This is a genomic window from Endozoicomonas sp. G2_1 (assembly GCF_017744155.1).
Lineage (GTDB): Bacteria > Pseudomonadota > Gammaproteobacteria > Enterobacterales > Alteromonadaceae > JAGHQT01.
The window spans coordinates 185382-203692 of sequence record NZ_JAGHQT010000003.1; the positions used below are offsets into that span (position 1 = coordinate 185382).

At 43.3% G+C, this 18311-nt stretch carries 15 protein-coding genes; 5 read left to right on the forward strand and 10 right to left on the reverse strand.

All coding sequences use genetic code 11. The features are described from left to right. Nucleotides 1–131 precede the first annotated feature (131 nt). The gene (locus J7384_RS05950) at nt 132–731 is read left to right on the forward strand and encodes a c-type cytochrome (RefSeq protein WP_209112073.1); all 600 of its coding nucleotides are present in this window, start codon (nt 132–134) and stop codon (nt 729–731) included. A gap of 113 nt (nt 732–844) precedes the next feature. Here J7384_RS05950 and J7384_RS05955 read toward each other — a convergent pair whose 3' ends face one another. Then, the gene (locus tag J7384_RS05955) at nt 845–2626 is read right to left on the reverse strand and encodes a hypothetical protein (protein ID WP_209112075.1); all 1782 of its coding nucleotides are present in this window, start codon (nt 2624–2626) and stop codon (nt 845–847) included. A gap of 96 nt (nt 2627–2722) precedes the next feature. Here J7384_RS05955 and J7384_RS05960 point away from each other — a divergent pair, with 96 nt between their 5' ends. From J7384_RS05960 to J7384_RS05970, 3 genes are read left to right on the forward strand one after another with little or no spacing between them, the layout of a single operon-like run. Beyond that, nucleotides 2723–3322, forward strand: coding sequence for a hypothetical protein (locus tag J7384_RS05960; protein WP_209112077.1), 600 nt, complete (start codon nt 2723–2725; stop codon nt 3320–3322). Then, nucleotides 3319–5307 carry a prolyl oligopeptidase family serine peptidase gene (locus J7384_RS05965; RefSeq protein WP_209112079.1) on the forward strand — a complete coding sequence of 663 codons (1989 nt, stop codon included), beginning with the start codon at nt 3319–3321 and terminating at the stop codon, nt 5305–5307. The genes J7384_RS05960 and J7384_RS05965 overlap by 4 nt, the downstream gene beginning before the upstream one ends. Beyond that, a complete protein-coding gene (locus tag J7384_RS05970) occupies nt 5307–5672 on the forward strand; it encodes a hypothetical protein (RefSeq protein WP_209112080.1) in 366 nt (121 codons plus the stop codon). Before J7384_RS05965 ends, J7384_RS05970 begins: the two co-directional genes overlap by 1 nt. A gap of 46 nt (nt 5673–5718) precedes the next feature. On the opposite strand, the gene J7384_RS05975 is transcribed toward J7384_RS05970, so the two are convergent. The 8 genes from J7384_RS05975 to J7384_RS06010 form a co-directional block, all read right to left on the reverse strand. Then, the gene (locus J7384_RS05975) at nt 5719–7047 is read right to left on the reverse strand and encodes an alginate export family protein (protein ID WP_209112082.1); all 1329 of its coding nucleotides are present in this window, start codon (nt 7045–7047) and stop codon (nt 5719–5721) included. Between the two features lie 15 nt (nt 7048–7062). After that, nucleotides 7063–8967 carry a methyl-accepting chemotaxis protein gene (locus J7384_RS05980; RefSeq protein ID WP_209112084.1) on the reverse strand — a complete coding sequence of 635 codons (1905 nt, stop codon included), beginning with the start codon at nt 8965–8967 and terminating at the stop codon, nt 7063–7065. A 63-nt stretch (nt 8968–9030) separates the two neighbouring features. Then, complete coding sequence (locus J7384_RS05985) at nt 9031–9924, reverse strand: hypothetical protein (protein ID WP_209112085.1); 894 nt, start codon at nt 9922–9924, stop codon at nt 9031–9033. 231 nt (nt 9925–10155) lie between these two features. Beyond that, the gene (gene recQ, locus J7384_RS05990; protein WP_247741654.1) at nt 10156–11961 is read right to left on the reverse strand and encodes a DNA helicase RecQ; all 1806 of its coding nucleotides are present in this window, start codon (nt 11959–11961) and stop codon (nt 10156–10158) included. A gap of 133 nt (nt 11962–12094) precedes the next feature. Further along, nucleotides 12095–13570, reverse strand: coding sequence for an outer membrane protein transport protein (locus tag J7384_RS05995; RefSeq protein WP_209112087.1), 1476 nt, complete (start codon nt 13568–13570; stop codon nt 12095–12097). A 365-nt stretch (nt 13571–13935) separates the two neighbouring features. Then, a complete protein-coding gene (locus tag J7384_RS06000) occupies nt 13936–14184 on the reverse strand; it encodes an accessory factor UbiK family protein (protein ID WP_209112089.1) in 249 nt (82 codons plus the stop codon). Nucleotides 14185–14312: 128 nt separating this feature from the next. Continuing rightward, nucleotides 14313–15500, reverse strand: a complete 1188-nt coding sequence (gene nagA, locus J7384_RS06005) for an N-acetylglucosamine-6-phosphate deacetylase (RefSeq protein ID WP_209112091.1) — start codon at nt 15498–15500, stop codon at nt 14313–14315. After that, nucleotides 15481–16410 carry an ROK family protein gene (locus tag J7384_RS06010; protein WP_209112093.1) on the reverse strand — a complete coding sequence of 310 codons (930 nt, stop codon included), beginning with the start codon at nt 16408–16410 and terminating at the stop codon, nt 15481–15483. The genes nagA and J7384_RS06010 overlap by 20 nt, the downstream gene beginning before the upstream one ends. Before the next feature lie 188 nt (nt 16411–16598). Here J7384_RS06010 and J7384_RS19535 point away from each other — a divergent pair, with 188 nt between their 5' ends. After that, on the forward strand, nt 16599–17174 hold the full coding sequence (locus tag J7384_RS19535; RefSeq protein ID WP_209112095.1) for a type II secretion system protein: 576 nt from the start codon (nt 16599–16601) through the stop codon (nt 17172–17174). A gap of 13 nt (nt 17175–17187) precedes the next feature. On the opposite strand, the gene J7384_RS06020 is transcribed toward J7384_RS19535, so the two are convergent. Beyond that, on the reverse strand, nt 17188–18132 hold the full coding sequence (locus J7384_RS06020) for a hypothetical protein (RefSeq protein WP_209112097.1): 945 nt from the start codon (nt 18130–18132) through the stop codon (nt 17188–17190). Between the last annotated feature and the right edge of the window lie 179 nt (nt 18133–18311).

Below are 18311 nucleotides of genomic sequence, written 5' to 3' on the forward strand. Positions count from 1 at the left end.
TACGCGCATACAAGCTATTAAAAGCGGCTGTGATTGGGTAAACTAACCACCATAATAAAAACATTTTAAACCCATCAAATAGTTTAAATAGTGTCAGTGAACCATTGACCATAGAGTAGTGAGAGTCAGCTATGAAAAAAATGATCTTAACCTTGGCCTTGGGCCTTGCCTCAGTAACTAGTGTTCAAGCCGTTGAAGGTGATGCCGCTGCTGGTCAAGCTAAATCAGCAGTATGTGCCGCATGTCATGGCGCTGACGGCAATAGTTTAGTGCCTATTTACCCAAATCTTGCTGGTCAGGGTGAAAAGTACATTGCTAAGCAGTTGAGCAACTTTAAAGACGGCAGCCGCAAAGATCCAGTTATGATGGGCATGGTTGCAGCATTATCTGAGCAAGATATGGCTGACTTAGCGGCTTATTTTTCAAGTCAAACGGCCAAGCCTGGCAAAGGCGAGCACAATGATTTAGGTCAAAAACTTTACACAGGTGGTGATGCAGCTAAGGGCATTACAGCATGTGTTGCCTGTCACGGCGTTGATGGTAAAGGTATGGACAGTGCCGGTTTCCCTGCGATTGCTGGTCAAAGCCAAGACTACCTAAAATCTCAATTGATGAAGTTCCGTAAAGGCGAGCGCGCTAATGACACTAACAGCATGATGCGCAACATTGCTAAGCGCATGAAGCCCGCTGATATGGAAGCATTAGCTCAGTACATGGCAAGCTTGAAATAGTCTTATCATCAGTTAATTGATAACAATAAAAAGCCCAATGTTTCGCATTGGGCTTTTTGGTTTCTGGCGTTTGTATTCTTATTTAAAGGAAAGCTTGTAATACACAGGTTTATTTAAAAACTCTCTTGCTCTCTAACGTGCTGCCACGTTTGACCCTGATCATAAGATTCATAAAAGTCACTGCTAACTCCCTTACACGAAAGCAGCATATAGTCTTTTGCTTCCGCGATTAAGTCAGTGCAGTACTTATTTGGCAGCTCGTAGTCGGTAATCTGCCAGTTTTTACCACCGTCAGAAGTTGTGACGAACTTGGTCTCACGCTTTGATTGCCCGGTCCAAAAGTTGAAGTCCGAAAACGAAACAAGGGCTACTGCTTCTAGATCGCTATAAAACCAAGGCACAGATGTAAAGTTAAAAGTTTTCTTACTGGCCTTAGCCGGTTTATCACCGCCGGTACAATTATTGCCTTTGAGCTCGGTACCTTGTTTACAGCTCTTAACGTGAGTATTAATTTCAATCCACTCTTGGCTGTTGTTGTCTAACCTGAAGTAATCAGGTCGACCGTCCCAAGACCAAAATCCAGCGTATTTTATGCCTAACTTAGTCGCGCCTGCGTTTAAGACAGCTGAAATAGGTTGCTCATCTTCAGTTAAACGCGCTTGCCAAGTGTTAGGGGCATAAGTAAAGGTAACCTTGTCACCCTCAGCAAACACGTAATTGCTGTTTAGTGACTGTGTTACGATTTCGATAAAGTGCTGGTCGTTGACTTGCTCGATTGTGGCATTAACAATGCGTCTTGCTTTTGGTTTTTTGTTGGTTGTTTTTTTAGTGTCTTTACTTACCACCACTTGTTTATTGCCGTCGGCATCTCGCCAGCCGCCAACTGTGCTGTAACTAGCAATAATTTGCCAGTTTGGTTGATTGATGTTGGTGCGATAGACAATCAGCTTAGTTTCTTGGCGCGCAATAATATCAAGGTCACCGTTGTCTTGTATTACCACGCGTTCAATATCGTGGTTAGTGGTGACAGAGACATCTTGCCATTGTTCATCATCAGCGCGCTTGATAAATACCCGTCCTTCATTACCTGCAACAATGGCATCGCCAGCTTGGTTTTGCGCAATTGAGGTTAAATCGCTGTTGGTATCAACCGCATCTATCAACCACTCACCATCAGCTGTGCGCTTAACAATGACACCAAGTTTGCCAACAAAATAAATGCTGTTATCTGGCGCTAAGTATTTTTCATTGTAGGTGATTGGGTTTTGTGCGATGGAAATAAAGTAATTTTGGCGTTCTTCGTCGCGCTCGTCTTTATTCCAGGCCAGTAGTTGCTCAGGCTGGTATTGATAGTAGGGAAAATAGTCTTTTAGTGTTTTTCCGCTGTCGTTTTCAGCAACTCGCACTAAGGTGTGAAGATATTGGTCTTTGTCGGGCTTAGGGTAATAAATAATTGTGCCTAAGTCGGTGACTTGCCCAGGTTTTACCTCAAACGTACCAAACTTTGCATCGGCAGGAGCAAAGCGTGAAAACCAATAGTCTCCTCTCGTATAAAAGGTCCGCAAACTGAATAGTGAATAGCTACCGGCATTTACCGGAGCAGCAAATACAGTGCTTTTGGTTAATGGCGTATCTATGGCCTGTAAGCGCTCGGGTTTAATTTTATCTGATTCATTGAGGTTTTTTGGCGCTATGGTTAATTGGTTAAAAGGCAATGGGTAGGCGCTGGCGTTGATCACTTTGGCAACCACAACACCTTGTTGATTCGACAATACAGTTGTTTCAGTGAGGCTCGGCAGCATATTGACCCCGCTGGCACAGCCTCCTAAAACCAAGACAATGGCGACCGTACTTAGTTGCTTAACCGCTTGTTTAAAATAGTCGGTTACTAACATTTAGAGACTCCGTGTTTTGTTTGTTTGATACTAGCTTTACAGTGCTAACCTGTTGAATTTACACTAGCATAAAATTACTGCAACTAGGATTGTTTAATGGCAATAATTTCAAGATTAATTGGTTTGATCTTTTGGCTGGCACCGGCGTCAATGGTATATGCAGATGTCATCAACAAACCTTTGCAAACCATAGACAAAGCCTCTGAGCTAGAGCGAGAACAAGGCTATTTATTGCTCTATGTCAATGCTGACGGTGTAGCACCTTCGATAGCACTAAGTCGTATTCGATGCAAAAAGCCTTTGTCTGAGTTAACTGAAAAACTCAAGTTTGATCGCGATTATCAAATTAGCTTTAAAGACAAGCCCGCTGGTTTGTACCTAGTGCCTATGTTTGCTGGTAACTATCAAATTACTGAAGTTAACGCACCTTTTTATGATTTACCTTTCTCACTAACGACTCATAATCGCGCAAGTTGGCGCTTTGCTATTGAAGCCGACAAGGTCAACTTTATTGGTGAAATCAGTATTGCTAAAGCGCGTGCTACCAACACTATCGACGTTAACTTACATCCACGCATTGCACAGCACTACCAACGCATTGGTCAAGAGTTGGCAGAGCTATTAACTCGCTACCCGCTGGTCAGTAACCTCGGTTATCGCGATCAGTTTCTAACGACTTTGGAGCAAAAACAATGAAGCGCGTGACTCATATACTGATATGGTGTTTGCTAATTGTTAGTCAGGTTGCTCAAGCGAAGCAATCTCTTACGCTAACTGACTTTTTCCAGCGTCCAAGCATAGTGATGGCGAAAGTAAGCCCGCAAGGTCAACACATAGCTAGGGTAGAGTTTCACGATCAAAAACAGCGTTTGAGTGTCCAAAGTGTCACCACGAATAAAATTACTGAACTTGTTGATATTGAACAGCTGTCTGACAACGACAAAGCGTCGTTACAACGCATGGTTTGGCTTGATGAACAGCACATTGCTGTACAGTTAGTGGAAAGTAAAAAGGGAATTGAAGACTTACTAGACACAAAAATGGTCCGCAAACTGTTGATTGTTAAGCTACCTCAACAAAACCAAGAGCCAATTATTTATAGTGTTCGAACCAATGGCTGGCTGGTAAACCCGTTATCAGCGCAAGCAGGCGTTTTTCTGTACGCAAAGAGTGGTATTTATTCAAAAGTTTATAAAATAGCGATCAATAAACTTGCACCCTATAAAAAGCGGCTTAGTAAACTCGACCGAATTGATGGTGGTCAGTTTAAAAAGTCATCACAAGTTGCCGATGTCGCAGGTTACGCAACACGCTGGTTTTTCTCGGACAAGGGCGAGGTACAATCGGTACTGCACTTTAATCGAGGGCAAGCATTGCAGCTCTCAAGTTATGATCAAGATGGTAATAAACAAGTGTTAAAAACTTGGTCAAAAGCCGATTTAGCTAGCGGAGATAGTCTCTGTTTACCGATTGCAATGGCTAGTGTTGCCAAACAGTTTTATTGTGTCGCTATTAATGAGCAGGATGAACGCTCGTTGTACCAAGTCGATTATCAAAGTGGCGAAAAGCAAGTTGTTTATCAGTCAAAAGCCTATCGTATAGTCGATTTAGTGTTAACTGAACAACAACAGCTGATTGGCGTTAAAGTATTAAACAACGGCCAAATTGAAACTGAATTTGTTGGTCAAGACTCTGCCGAATTGGCAAATAATAAAGCAATGGCGCCAGAGTTAAAGGTCGAGATTAATCAAAGTGCCGATCAGCAATTTACGGTGCAATATCGCGAACGCCATAACAATCCGGGGGCATTTTATTTACTTGAAAAGAATCAGAATAGCCGCCAAGCACCGGCGAAACTGATTGGTTTTCGCTTTAGCAGTTTACAAGACAAACTGGCCAGTAAGCAGGTCGTGGGCAAAGTTGTGGTTGAAGACTTGGAAATACCTTACATCTTGTCGATACCGACTGATGGTGAAAAAGTTAAACCTTTGGTAGTGATGCCACATGGTGGCCCGATTGGCGTTTTCGACGGACGATACTACGATGCAACAAGACAAGCGATAGTTAACGAAGGTTATGCGGTATTGCAAGTTAACTTTCGCGGTTCTTCGGGTTACAGCGAAGCATTTAAAGAGGCGGGTAAAAAACAGTGGGGCAAGCTAATGCTTACCGACATCGACCAAGCGGTACAGTCGGTAGTAAAACGGTCTGATATCAGTCCTGACAAGGTCTGTCTCTTTGGCATGAGTTATGGTGGCTATGCGGCAATCATGTTGGCCATTAAACATCCTGAACGCTATCAGTGCGCCGCTAACTGGGCTGGTGTCAGCGATGTTAACTTGTATGTTAACAGCACAAGCTTGACGGCGAAGCAGCTTGAGTGGAGTCGTGAATACATTGGCGATAGCACTAAGGACTATGATGACTTAATTGAGATTTCAACGGTTTATCAAGTAAAAAATTTACAGCGGCCACTACTGATAGGGCACGGCAGTAAAGACAGGGTTGTCGATATTGAACACGCGTATCGGTTAAAACTCATGCTCGATAAACACAATATTGACTATCAATGGTATCTCGATCAGCAAGCAACCCATAGCTTTGGGGATGACCAGCGAACAATCGCTTTTTTTGAAGTACTGCTGGCGTTTTTAGCACAGCACTTAAAACCGCAGGCTTAATGATGTTAAATGCACTACACAAGCTGGCGTTGCTGTTAGCGCCTTTGAGAAAAGCATGGCTAGTGCTTGCTATTTCAAGTTTAGCTTCATTGGCGTTTATTTTAGTTAGCGGTTTCAACGCGAACAGTGAAGGTTATCTACTGCCGCTGTTAGCGTTGAGCTTGTGGAGCTTACTTGCCTACATTATTGCCAGTACTTTCGTACAGTTACCTGAAACAGTAAACAATAAACAAGGTTTCTTTACCCGCTTGAAACTAAAACTACAGCGGCTTTTTTATTGGCTACTCGGGATATTATTTATCGGTTTAACGGCAACCACACTGTTATTCACGCTGAGGTTACTAAACATTTGGCGCCTTCAATGACCGAGGCGCCAAACACTAATACCTGGCTAGCGTGCTATCACCGCTTTTAGAATAAATAGTTAACGCTGATGTAAGCAAAGGCAACATTAGCGTCATTTGCTGTTTCGTTAATTGCGTCACCCGATTTAATGTAGCTTAAACCAAAATCAATTTTGGTGTGACGATCGTGTTTGTAGCTCGTAACAACATCAATTTCGTTACCAATGTGGCTGCTGCCATTGGCGTTACCCGGGCGGATGGCAATACCACCTGCGTTGTAAATTGCATCTTCTTTTTCTGCTTTGTAGAAGGTGTGCAAGGCAACTTTCGTAGTAACTTTTTGAGAAATGCGCAAGTTAGTTGCGATATTAGCGGCAACTACGTTGCGACGACCAATGTGGTCAGCAAAGCCTAGGTAAGCATGGCCGAGTGGAAATAATTGGTCAAAGGTATTGTTGTCGTTATCGTTCGGGTTGTCGTCACCTGAGCCGTAATCAACACCAACAGAAACGCGCTTAACAACGTCGTGGTCAATCTTAAAGCCAAGTTCTGAACCTAACATAGCCGCTGAAACATCGCGATCTTGTGCGTCTGTACCTGTTTGAACCGCTACTTCTACGTTGAAGTCCCAATCACGAGTTCGACGCTCAATCAAACTACCCCAAGTAAACAAGTTGCGATCACCTTGATCTGATGAGTTGTAAACATAGAAATCTGTACGCCAGCGGTTGATTTTACCTTTGGTATAAATACCTGCGAACTTATTGTTTTTGTCTGAACGGTTGCGATCGTATTGTCTTACTGGCACGAAGCGGGTAGCAAAAGCAGTAGTTTGCCAAGTATCGCCAAGATAGTCATAACGAGCACCTTCCCATGTTCTCAAAGCGTTACCCCAAGGTAATGGGCTCACTAAGCGCTGGCGACCAAAGCTCAAGGCTTGACGACCAATGCGAAAACGCGACTTGCCTGCGCTGTAATCGACAAATGCTTGTTGTAGGGCAAAAGTATCAACGTCTAGCGGGCGACGGCCACCTGGTAGGGCTCTATCGGTTGAATTGGCGGTTTTAATCTCGGTAAAAATGCGCCAGTTACTGCCCAAGTGCCAATCGGCGTGGAGCAGAGCGCGGCCTAAGTGAAAGGCGTCATCGTTGGCGTCGTTAAAGCCGACGTTGTTCCAAAACTCGCCGCGGTATCTCACGTGACCACCAACGCTAACCCAGTAGTCGCCTTTTTCGTTGAGCTTAATGTGTTTAAAGTCGTTGTTGTAATACTTTGACCAGTCTTCGTCTTGGCGCAAAAACTTCCAGTTTGCAGGAGTTGTTGTTGTCGCTAGTACTGTCGATGACAACAGTAACGAACCCAGTAATAGTAAACCTTGTTTCGCCATTTTTTTCATAGTTATTCTCTAACTTTAAACAATAAATTTGGTTAATACTTGATTGAGCTCCGATGCCGAATCGGTTGACTCTTTACTCGCGGTCTGACTCGCTTGCGCCGCCTGAGCAATACTTTCGCTGAAATTGAACACTTCTTCAATATCTTGTCGAATATTTGCTGTTACTTGTGATTGCTCTTCTGACGCAGTTGCAATAGACGCTGACATTGCTTGCATTTTCTCGACCGATGTTCTCACTTCACTAAAGATGTGCTGAGTGCGCTCGGCAGCATCAGCACTGTCGGCTGAATAGCTGTAGCATTCAGAAACTGAACTTAGCACACGCTGTGATTCGGTTTGTAAACGGGAAATACTCTGGTCAATTTCAGTTGCTGATTGTTGAGTTCTATTAGCTAGGCTGCGCACTTCATCGGCAACCACGGCAAAACCTCGACCCGCTTCTCCGGCTCGAGCAGCTTCAATAGCAGCGTTTAGCGCAAGCAAGTTAGTTTGCTCGGTCATATTTTTAATGACGTCGAGTACTTTGCTTATTTCTTCGGTTTCTTTTGCCAATGCTTGACTCACCGTGCTGGTCGTTTCCATCTGTTCATTGAGTTTTTGTACCGACTGCACCGATTGCTCAACCACTTCAACACCTTGTTCAAGTGAGCTGAATGTCACTTCAACGGCGTGATTAGACTGTACAGAGCTTTCAGCAATTTCCCCCGAGGCCACTGATAATTGTTCAACTTGTGACAAAACCAACTGGTTCTTCTGTTGTTGCTCGTCGAGCAGCTCAGTTGATTGGGTGGCATTGGCTAGATTTTGCTCTGATTTGTCGATCATGATGCTCGAATTAGTTTGAGCGCTGCGAACAATGCTTTGTACTGATTCGATAAATTGATTGAGGGATTTGGCCAGTAACCCGGTTTCATCGTTATTACTGATGTTAACGCGCTTGGTGAGGTCGCCTTCACCTTCGCTAATTTCAGAAACTCTCGATAGCAATATGTTTAAGCTGTTGACGATTGCACGACCGATAATCAACAGTACGACAATACCAATCACCAATGCTGCAGTGAGAATGGCGGCACTTTGCCATTGGTAAGCCTGCATAAAGCGATAAATTTGCCCGGCGTCGTAGTTGAGCACTCGCCACTGAGCAATTTGTTGGCTGAGCATTTCATTGATAATGCCATTGCTCAAATCTTCCGCTTGGCTGCGAGTGCTGGCAATTGCTTGTGTGTATTGCTGGCCTTGCGCAATAATTTCTTCAACTTGCTGTAGGTATTGGCGAATTTGTCCGTGAGAGTAATGACTGTCGGTTTGCATATCGGCGCTAAAATCACTTAAAGCAGACTTAGCCGCAGTAATTTCAAGCAAAGCCCGTTGCAAGCTAGTATCACTTTGGTTAGCAATGTACTGATTGAAGTAGGCGCGCGCGGACAATGCACCAGCGGCTAATCTACTACCAATGTCAGTAATTGCTATATTACTGCGTTGAATACCTAAATCTCTGGTTACTAACGCTAGTTTTTCCAAGTTGGGGCCAACATCGCTGTTGTATTGCTCCAATAGTTGGTTGAGCTTACGGTTAGTTGGCCATAGTTGTTCGTGTAATAACTGGCTGTAACTTTGTTCTTGATTGACAATTTGATTAATTTTGAGGCGTTCTTCGGCACTCGCATGGGCGAGCTGTTCTTCGAGTAGCAAGTCAAAATCAGCTTCTAACAATTCTATAATTTCGGTGAGTTGACTGCGGCCAGAAATTAAGTACTGCTGACTAAGTTGCTCTCGACGATTAATATTATTTAACAAAAATAGCGATGTACCGTAAGTTGCTTGGTCATCGATATGTTTTTTTAGGCTTGATAAGTTTTTGTTAGCGGCGCTAATTTGAATAACTGAGTAAATTAAATAACCAACTAATAAAACGATCATTGGTAAAAAACCAACGATAATCTTTTTGCTAATGGACAAGTTGTTAAACATGTTAAACCTACCCTACGACGTTAACTTGTCGAGCAACAATTGAATTTTCTTGAACTGGAAAATAACTTCATTCGGGGTGATTTTTTCTGTGCTTAAAGAGGCTTGTGGTACGGCTGGCAAGCCTAGTTTGACATTAATGCGAGTGAGCTCTGCAATCACGTTATTAGTAGTGTCGTAGACATCCGATGGAGAGATTTTACCTGCCGGAAAACTCGGCACTCTAAGCGGTGGCAAATCTAACTGTTTTTCTAATTCAACCAATTTATAAAGTACTTTAAAACCTTGAATATTGGCGTCGATAGGCTTTTTGCCTTGTGTTTTTTCTGGCGTTGTAATTTGGCTACTTTTACCCAATTTATTCGCTATCGCAATGAGTGCTTGCTCGATGCGTAAAGTGTTGCGATGAACAAAAGTGGGGCTGATGGCACCGACTAAATCGTCGAGCAAATAAGACGATTGCCATAAATTTTCATAAACATCCGACGGGGTTTTGCCAGCAGGCAACTTGGCATTTGCAGTAAAATTAATACCTAGTTCGCGATTGATGTCGGTTAACTCATCAGCAATTTGTTGAACTAAAGCAAGGACATCGGCAGGCACTACTTTTTTACTTGGCAAGGTCGGCAAAGTGGCTGTCGCTAGACCTTTACTTTGCTTGTAGCGATTAAGTTTTTCAAACACTTCAAGTGCTTTGGTATAAGCGTGAATGGGGGTTTTGGCAATTTGAACACCGGGTTTTCGCGCCTCGCTGGTGATATTTTGCTGCTGCCTAATTTTATTAATATTGGCAGCGAGGTCGTCAGCGGCTTGAAAAACGTGATTGGGGGTATTGGCATGGGCAAGAGGTATGAGTAAAAACGTCAATAAACCCGAAATTAGCCATTTATTCAAATTGCCGACCTTCATTTGTCACTCCTGTTCGTTCCCAGTAAGGCCTCTAACGTTTCGTGGTGTAAACCCTTACGTCGAGTTAACCATAAGTATATAACTTTTGGTATGGCATAACTTACTGTTATGCTCCAATTTTTTTGTTACATTGATATTAAACGGTTCGCCAAAAAGTGTAAAACTCAATCTTTAACCTAGATTCAGGTTTTTCAACTGTTCAGAGCAGTTTGTTCCAAAATTAGCCTAGTTTTACGAGATATGCTCGTTAATTAAGTTGAGAAATGGTTCGCCATAACGAGCAAGCTTTGTATCACCGATGCCATTGACCGACAACATGGCATTTTTATTTCTCGGTTTTATTCGGGCGAGTTCAGATAAGGTGGCATCGTTAAAGACAATAAACGGAGCTATGTCTTCAGCATCAGCAATAGTTTTGCGCAATTCTCTTAGTTTGATAAACAGTGCTTTGTCGTATTTCGGTTGACTTTGGCTATTGCGCCAGTAGCTCGCTTTTTGTAAACGAGGTGAGGCCAGCATTAAGGTTTGCTCTGCTTTTAGCACTGAGCGCGATGCTTCCGTGAGGCATAAATTAGAATCGTTGGTGATGTCTTGTTGTAAAAAACCTAAATGAATTAACTGGCGAATAATGGCAAACCAGTAGCCTGGTGTTTTGGCTTGACCTAGACCAAAGGTACTGACTTTACTGTGCTGGTACTTCAGAACCTTAGCCGAACTAACACCGCGTAAGACATCAATAACGTGGTGAATATCACCTTGTTGGTTGATTCGGTAGACACAAGACAACACTTTTTGCGCTTCAATTGTGGCGTCAAACTGAGTGGGTGGGTCTAAGCAAATATCGCAGTTACCACAGCCTGAGTCGGTATATTCGGCAAAATAGTTGAGGACGACTTGGCGGCGGCACGTTTGCGATTCTAGAAACCCCATCATTGCTTGAAATCGTTGCAGCTCAACTTTTACTCTTTGTTCGTTGTCGTTATCGTTGATGCGCTTTTTAATGCGCTCCGCATCTTTTTCGTCATATAGTAATAGTGCTTCTGCGGGCAGTCCGTCACGACCGCCTCGGCCGATTTCTTGATAGTAGGCTTCGAGCGTTCTCGGTGGCTCAAAGTGAATCACGTAACGAATATTGGGTTTATTAATGCCCAAGCCAAAAGCAACCGTTGCTACGACAACTTGTAGATTATCTTTGGTAAAGGCTTCTTGAACGCGATTGCGTTGACTGACCTCTAAACCGGCGTGGTAAGCATCGCAATTGATGCTGGCGTCGAGCAAGGTGTCACGCAGTTTCTCTGCTTGCCAGCGGCTGTTGCAATAAATAATACCGCTGTCGTCGCCGCGCTGCTGAATATAGCGAATCACTTGGCTTAGGCCCTGATATTTATCGGCTAAGGTAAAGCGAATATTTGGGCGATCAAAGCTGTCGATGTGAATATAGGGTTGTCTTAAATTCAGCTGCTGAAGAATATCTTGTCGGGTGGCAACGTCGGCGGTTGCCGTCAATGCCATCACTGGAATATGAGGGAAATACTGCTTTAAGCAGCCGAGCTGAGTGTAAGCTGGTCTAAAATCGTGGCCCCACTGCGAAATACAGTGCGCTTCGTCAATGGCGAATAAACTAATCGGTAAGTTGTGCAAGTCTTCAAGGAAGTAGCGACTTTTTAAGCGTTCCGGCGCAACGTAGAGCAGCTTTATTTGCCCTTGGCTAATTTGAGCAAAAATGCTTTGGATTTGCTCAGGGGTTTGACTGGAGTTAATAAATGCTGCGCTAATGCCTTGGCGATTTAACCCGTCGACTTGATCTTTCATCAAGGCAATCAGGGGTGAAATAACAATGGTTAAACCCGGCAATAGTGTTGCTGGTAATTGATAACACAGCGATTTGCCGGCGCCGGTTGGCATCAAGACTAAGCAGTCATGGCCTTGCAGTAGTTGCTCAATGACGGTTTGTTGGCCATCGCGAAACGACGAATAACCAAAATAGTGCTTTAATGCTTGGTGCAACTCAGTGGCGTCGGATGGTGTTTTAGTCAAGAGAAAAATATGTGTGCAGAATAAACTGCCGCTATTCTAACTTAGCTTGTGGTGATCACAAAGATTTGTTCGAAGGGATATCCACAATGCACCAGTGACTTGTGACAAAGCACTGGTGCTATTTGTGGCAACCCTACAAGGTGTAGTTGAGCTGGAATGAGATGACATGAACATAAGTGTGGTGTTGGCTTGACAAACTCGCTTGATTGAAACGCTGATTGTTCGCGTTAAACTCGAATTCATTTACATCCGCTTCTTTCATCCACATATAACCATAGGCCAAATCTAGGCTCCAATCTTGGTTCAGTGTGATGTTACTGCCTATTGTCCACCAAATGCGATCTTCGGTAGGAATTCTAGCTGTGCGATACTGGTTAGGAATTGGGCTGGGATCGTAAGCGATACCAGATTTAATTTTGATGCTATCTGACCATTGGTGGGTAACACCAATCGACCCGGCTAGCGTATCTCGCCAGTTTTCAGGGATATAACCAATAAAGCCAGGACTTGCTAGCTCGTTGGGTTGGTCGGTAACATCAGAGACTGGTCCTAAATCTTGCTCACTAATAATACTGATATCGGTAAATGCACTCCAATCCATCCATTGCAGCGAAGCTTGAATAGACCATTTGGCATTAAGTGCTTGATCAACACTAACGGTTAGATTTTGCGGCACTGGCAACTCTAAGGTTGCCGCTTCAGTTGTTAACGGGGTTGCGGCTAGCAGACCAGTGGTTAAGTCTATACTTGGCAGTTCAGGTGCGACTACCAATAAATTGTCTGCATTACCTGCGTTGGCGCCAATAATTGGCGTATTGGTTACTTCGAAGTCGCCTTGATGGTTAAAGTCGAGTTCTGAATTGTAGGTAACAGCTATGCTAGTGGTGCCATTAGGCTGCCATAAAAGGCCGAGGTTAGCACCCACTGCCCAGTCGTCAGCTTCATAGTTGTATTGAACATCACAAAATGCTGGGTTGTGTACGTCACCTAAACCGACAGGGGCAAATGCTGTGTTTATCGCATCGGCATTTTCACAAATACCACCGAGGTCTTTGAATGCACTTAGCCGACCCTCTGAAAATGAAATATTGATGCCAATGCCAAGCGATAGCTTAGGACTGATTTGATAAGCGAGTGTCGGCTGTAAGCTAATGACCGTTAGTTCGGTATCTTGGGAAAAGTTGCGACCGACGAAGTCTTGATCGTAGTTACCGGCAATGGCCGCTGGTGCATATAAACCAATACCCCAAGCCCAATCTTGATTGATTGGTGCAGCATAGTAGCCAAAAGGCACAACCTCGCCAATATCGAAATCACCATTTGCTGGTCCAGAAACCCCTTGACCAAGAACATTAGTTGCTTGTGTGTTACGATATTCAGATTTGCCGTGCAAATAAGCACTACCAAAACTAAACGTTGCTTCTGAGAGTTTTGTTAAGCCTGCTGGATTCGAAAAGACGATACTAGCATCTTCAACAACAGCGCCTCTACCTGCATAAGCATTGCCCATACCACTAGTACTTTGTTCATTAATTTTGTAACCCGCGGCATGTGTGGTTGACGTAATTAGCATTGCTATTGAAGCACTAATAAGAGTTTTGTTTTGCATAAGGCACCTCTATATTGGCGATATTGAAGCCATCGTTAGATTTGTTTGTTGCTCGCACCCTGTGAAATGGTGGCAAGACAGATAACATCTCTGAGAATTGAGTCTATGCTCTAATTTGGCGTATTCTGATGTTAATGATGGGAAGATTCAACCCTGAAATTTATGAGGGATTACTGTATTTAGTGAATTTGGTCTAGATAAAGCGTTAGAGAACGAGAACCTTGAGTCGGGTGTTTTATTAAAATGTATTCTATATCAAAAGGTTCCCTATTGCTTAAATTGGTACATAAATGCAATTTAAATAAATTGCTTATTCTATTTTTTTGGTGAATGTATAATATGGCTTTGTCAAAGTAATTGGCGGATTAGCCCGCCAACTTTTCTTCAAGCTCAGCAACTTTTGCTTCTAATTGCGCGAGCTTTTCTCGTGTTTTTATCAATACTTGAGTCTGAACATCAAATTCTTCACGAGTAACTACGTCAAGCTGAGATAATTTTTTTTGTAATACGACTTTGGTTTTGTCTTCGATATCGTGGGCGATAGTTTTTAAACCTGGAGGAATCGCTTCACTGACTTGCTTGGCGATGTCTTCAATTTTTTTAGCGTTGATCATCTCAAATACTCAATTATTAGTGTTGATTTCATTGTAAACAAATTTTATTGCTAACCCTAGAAAAGGCGAAAAATATTTATCATGGTTTTGTCTTTTCAGCGGCTTTGGAGCCATCGATTAGCGAGTCGTTAGCTCGATAATGAGTAGCTTTCGCTTTGGTAAATTAACTGGCCGTCAAGTATGGTTGCTTGTACTTGCAAACTTTCATTAACCAAAGCAAAACAAGCGCGCTTACCTACTTTTATACTGCCTAATTGGTCATTTAGGCCAAGAAATTCTGCTGGTCTTAAACTGGCACTGTGAACAGCGTCGAGGGCAGGGATACCTGCCATATCCACTAAATTTGCGACCGCTTTTTCTAATGTTAATGTACTGCCAGCTAGAGCCCCCGACTCGGTTCGAGCAATGCCATGATTGACTTCGATGTCGAGCATACCCAATTGATAACTGCCGTCACGCAGACCGCCAGCGACGATACAATCGCTAATCAAGCCCATTTTTTCAGGGCCTTTGAGGCGATAAATAAGCTGCAAGATTGCCGGATGTAAATGAACGCCATCGGCTATTACTTCAACGTATGCGTCTTGTTCTAACAATACTGCACCAGCACAGCCCGGATCGCGATGGTGTATGCCTTTCATCCCGTTAAACACATGAACGCCACCACAGGCACCTGCCGATAGGGCGTCACAGGTTTGTTGATAATTGGCCGATGTATGCCCGAGCATGGTGCGAATACCTTGGTCTTTTAGGTAGCTAATGATCTCGGCTGAATTGGCTAGTTCAGGTGCTAGTGCGACAACTTTTAAGGCGCCGTTGGCAGCATGTATAAGTTGATCTAAGGTTTCAATTTCTAGCGGTAAGAAGTAGTTATCATCGTGAGCACCCTTGTGATCTTGGGTGAAAAACAAGCCTTCGTTGTATGCGCCAAGTAGTTGGGCACCACTGGGTTGATGTTGATAGACATAACCTAAATTGGCAAACGCATCGAGTGTATTTTGCCAAGTGGAGGTTACGGTAGTACCCAAAAAGCCAACGACACCATGTTTAGCCAGTGATGTAGAAATGACTTCAAGTGCCTGTGGTGTTGCATCCATCACGTCACTGCCTTCGCGGCCGTGAATGTGTAAGTCGAGAAAGCCGGGTAACAGGCTAATATCACCGCTATCAACAATAGTAATGGCAAGCTTTGGTTGTTCTATAATGGCGCTAATTTGGCCGTGTTTTATCTCGACATAGTAATTTTCGCAAATCGCTCGTTCGGTATAGACCTTGGCAGCTTTTAGATAATAGTGATCAGGTAATTTTTGCAGCATGTTGTGCTCCTATTATTGCCGCTCCACGGACACCGCTAGAGTCACCAAATTTCGCCGTTATTACTTTGGGGAGTGTAACTTGGTTAAATAAGTGTTTGGCCATCGCTTCGGGTAATGAAGCGGCAATTTCTGGGATATTTGATAAGCCACCGCCAAGCACAATAACCTGGGGATCGTAATGCAGTACTAAGCTGGCAAAAGCGGCACCAGCAATATCGATGTAACAATCGAAAGTGGCCTGCGCGACGGGGTGTTTAGTCTTAAGTGCTTGCGCAAAACTAATAGTGTCTGCCTGCTCAGCACCAAAGTGTTGATAAAGCCTACTTAGGCCTGAACCTGCAAGGTATGACTCGTAACAGCCAACTAAGCCGCAGCCACATTGATGTAAAGGCAACTGATATTTAGCGTGCAAGTTTGCTGAAATACAGGTGTGGCCAAATTCACCACTGAGCCCTTGTGCACTTGGTACTATCTTTTGACCAATTGATAATGCACCACCTAAACCGGTGCCGACAATGACACCAAACACAACATCAGCTTTATCAGCGGCACCGCCGTTGGCCTCTGATAAGGTAAACAGGTTGCTGTCATTATCTATGGCGATAGGGCGATTTAATTTTTCGGTGAGATCGTTAATCAGTTGACGCCCGTTAAGGCAATCAATATTCGCCGATTGCGCTAGCCCCTCACTATTTAATGTACAAGCGATACCTGCGCCTACACTACCTTGGCTATCACAGTAGTCGTCTGCTTGGTTGACCAAATCACTAATGCTATTGATAAAGTCAACGTAATTATTCGTGGGCGTTGGCGCGCGTAAACACCCTAGGCACTCGAATTTTGAATTGAATATGGCGATTTCAATTTTAGTGCCGCCAATATCTAAGCCATAGTGAAATTGGTTGGTCATTGAGCTTGCTGCTATGTCAAAAGTAGCCACAGTATATCGGTAGTTGTGAGCGAGTGTTAATAATAATCGATGTTAGTGATTGAGTATTGCATTGTTTACGCATATTCACTTTTTATCACTTTACATTGTTCAAAATTTAATGATAATCACTAACGTTAAGTACGTTTGTCTAAGTTGAAGTGATGACGATGAAAGTAAAAAGCAGTAAAGGTTTTACTCTAATTGAATTGGTTGTAGTGATAGTAATTTTAGGGATTTTAGCCGCGACTGCACTACCTAGGTTTATTAATCTCAATCGCGACGCCGAGCAAGCGAGTTTTGACAGTTTTGTCGGTGCGTTTCGAACCGGTATTAATCTGTACCACGTCCGTTGGCAAACCCAAGGCCAACCAGATCAAGCTTTTGTTGGCTTTAACAGTACACCATCTCCTCAGGGTTTTCCTGTTGGTGGCTCTGACTTAACTCAAGTTGGTGAAGGTGACTGTCGTACTATTTGGCAAGACGTGTTAGCAGATGTTACTAGCCCAACTTTTATTCCTAGCGGCGGAGGCTGGAGTACTAGAGCTCAGCAAGTGGATTGGTCATCAAACGCATCACCGGTTGGTAGTCTTGGTGAAACCAGTGATATTTTCTGCCATTACGTTTATACCCGTGCGTTTAATAATGGCGCTTTTTCGGGGCTAGCAGATGAGCGTGTGCCAGCCATTCAGTACAATACGAGAACTGGCGAGGTCAACGCGATTACTTGGCCATTTAACCCTTAATTTCTTACAAAAATTAATTCAGCATAGTTTTACTCAAGTACGGCTGGCAGATGCTGTTGTAATTGTGGTTGGTGTCGATTAAAAACTCACTACCAACAAGACTGGTCATGCGTTCAACAGAAACTTGATGATTGTCTATGTGAAAAGTCTTGCGCTTATCGAGTTTGCTTTTGACAATGTCTGGGCAGAATCTTCGATAGAAGAAATGATCAAAATCGCCACTCTCTATTAGTTTAAGCAAGCCTTTTTCAATGCGTTTTGCCAGTTCAGGTCTGTTGGGTGAAATGTAAAAATAAGTCGCGAGTGGAATGTGTAACAGCAGGTTGTTGTCTACTTCTAAAACCGGGTATTTATCTTTAAATGCTGCAACTTCGTGGTAGGCCTCGTTGATACCGCGGCCGAATGTCACAAACCTTTTATTGGCAAGCATAGTAAACAAACCTTGGTAGTTGGAGCCAGTGATCACTTTCATACCGGCTTGTTCCATGGGTTTTCTTGTCGACCAATAACTGCCTGAGCCGGTGGCCAATTTTTGTAAATCGGCAAAATTGGTCACGCCGTTCATCAATATTCTATTGTCTTGGTGGATGATAAATAACCGATAGCCCTGTAAGCCCTTTCTAATCGGAATTGGTACTACCAAAAGCCTTTTATCCCAATCGGCTTTTGGCGCTTCGGCCATAACGTTAATTTTTTCACCCAAGGCGAGCTCATTCAAAGTGCGCTTGCGAGTCATAGCAATGTCGGAATGACGCACTTCTATTGGACCAAATTCAGCTTCAGTTGCCTTCACAATCAGTGACATTAATTCATAGGTGTATTGGTATCTGGGATCATTAGGACCGAGAGGTTTGTTAATGATTATGGCTTGATTGCCATAGCTGCTGGCACATGTCATTAAACCGATGGCAGTCAAAGAAAAAAAGAGGGTAATCTTTTCAATAGTATTAGTAAGCATATCGGTTAAAAGGTTGCCAGTTGTATCCTGCACTTACGCAAATTTAGTGACAAGTTGTCTAATTAGTTAGTGTTTAGATACTAGCGGATTATTAAGGCTAATTATATAGAAATTAAAGGAATTTATAATTATCTAAACTTTAATTAAGTATTTATATGATCAATAATATTAATGATAAC

Coding starts and splice junctions, on each gene's coding strand:
- J7384_RS05960 (WP_209112077.1), top strand. CDS start 2,723: ATGGCAATAATTTCAAGATTAATTGGTTTGATCTTTTGGCTGGCACCG.
- J7384_RS05975 (WP_209112082.1), bottom strand. CDS start 7,047: ATGAAAAAAATGGCGAAACAAGGTTTACTATTACTGGGTTCGTTACTG.
- J7384_RS05965 (WP_209112079.1), top strand. CDS start 3,319: ATGAAGCGCGTGACTCATATACTGATATGGTGTTTGCTAATTGTTAGT.
- J7384_RS06020 (WP_209112097.1), bottom strand. CDS start 18,132: ATGCTTACTAATACTATTGAAAAGATTACCCTCTTTTTTTCTTTGACT.
- J7384_RS19535 (WP_209112095.1), top strand. CDS start 16,599: ATGAAAGTAAAAAGCAGTAAAGGTTTTACTCTAATTGAATTGGTTGTA.
- nagA (WP_209112091.1), bottom strand. CDS start 15,500: ATGCTGCAAAAATTACCTGATCACTATTATCTAAAAGCTGCCAAGGTC.
- J7384_RS05950 (WP_209112073.1), top strand. CDS start 132: ATGAAAAAAATGATCTTAACCTTGGCCTTGGGCCTTGCCTCAGTAACT.
- J7384_RS05995 (WP_209112087.1), bottom strand. CDS start 13,570: ATGCAAAACAAAACTCTTATTAGTGCTTCAATAGCAATGCTAATTACG.
- J7384_RS05985 (WP_209112085.1), bottom strand. CDS start 9,924: ATGAAGGTCGGCAATTTGAATAAATGGCTAATTTCGGGTTTATTGACG.
- J7384_RS05955 (WP_209112075.1), bottom strand. CDS start 2,626: ATGTTAGTAACCGACTATTTTAAACAAGCGGTTAAGCAACTAAGTACG.
- J7384_RS06010 (WP_209112093.1), bottom strand. CDS start 16,410: ATGACCAACCAATTTCACTATGGCTTAGATATTGGCGGCACTAAAATT.
- J7384_RS06000 (WP_209112089.1), bottom strand. CDS start 14,184: ATGATCAACGCTAAAAAAATTGAAGACATCGCCAAGCAAGTCAGTGAA.
- J7384_RS05980 (WP_209112084.1), bottom strand. CDS start 8,967: ATGATCGTTTTATTAGTTGGTTATTTAATTTACTCAGTTATTCAAATT.
- J7384_RS05970 (WP_209112080.1), top strand. CDS start 5,307: ATGATGTTAAATGCACTACACAAGCTGGCGTTGCTGTTAGCGCCTTTG.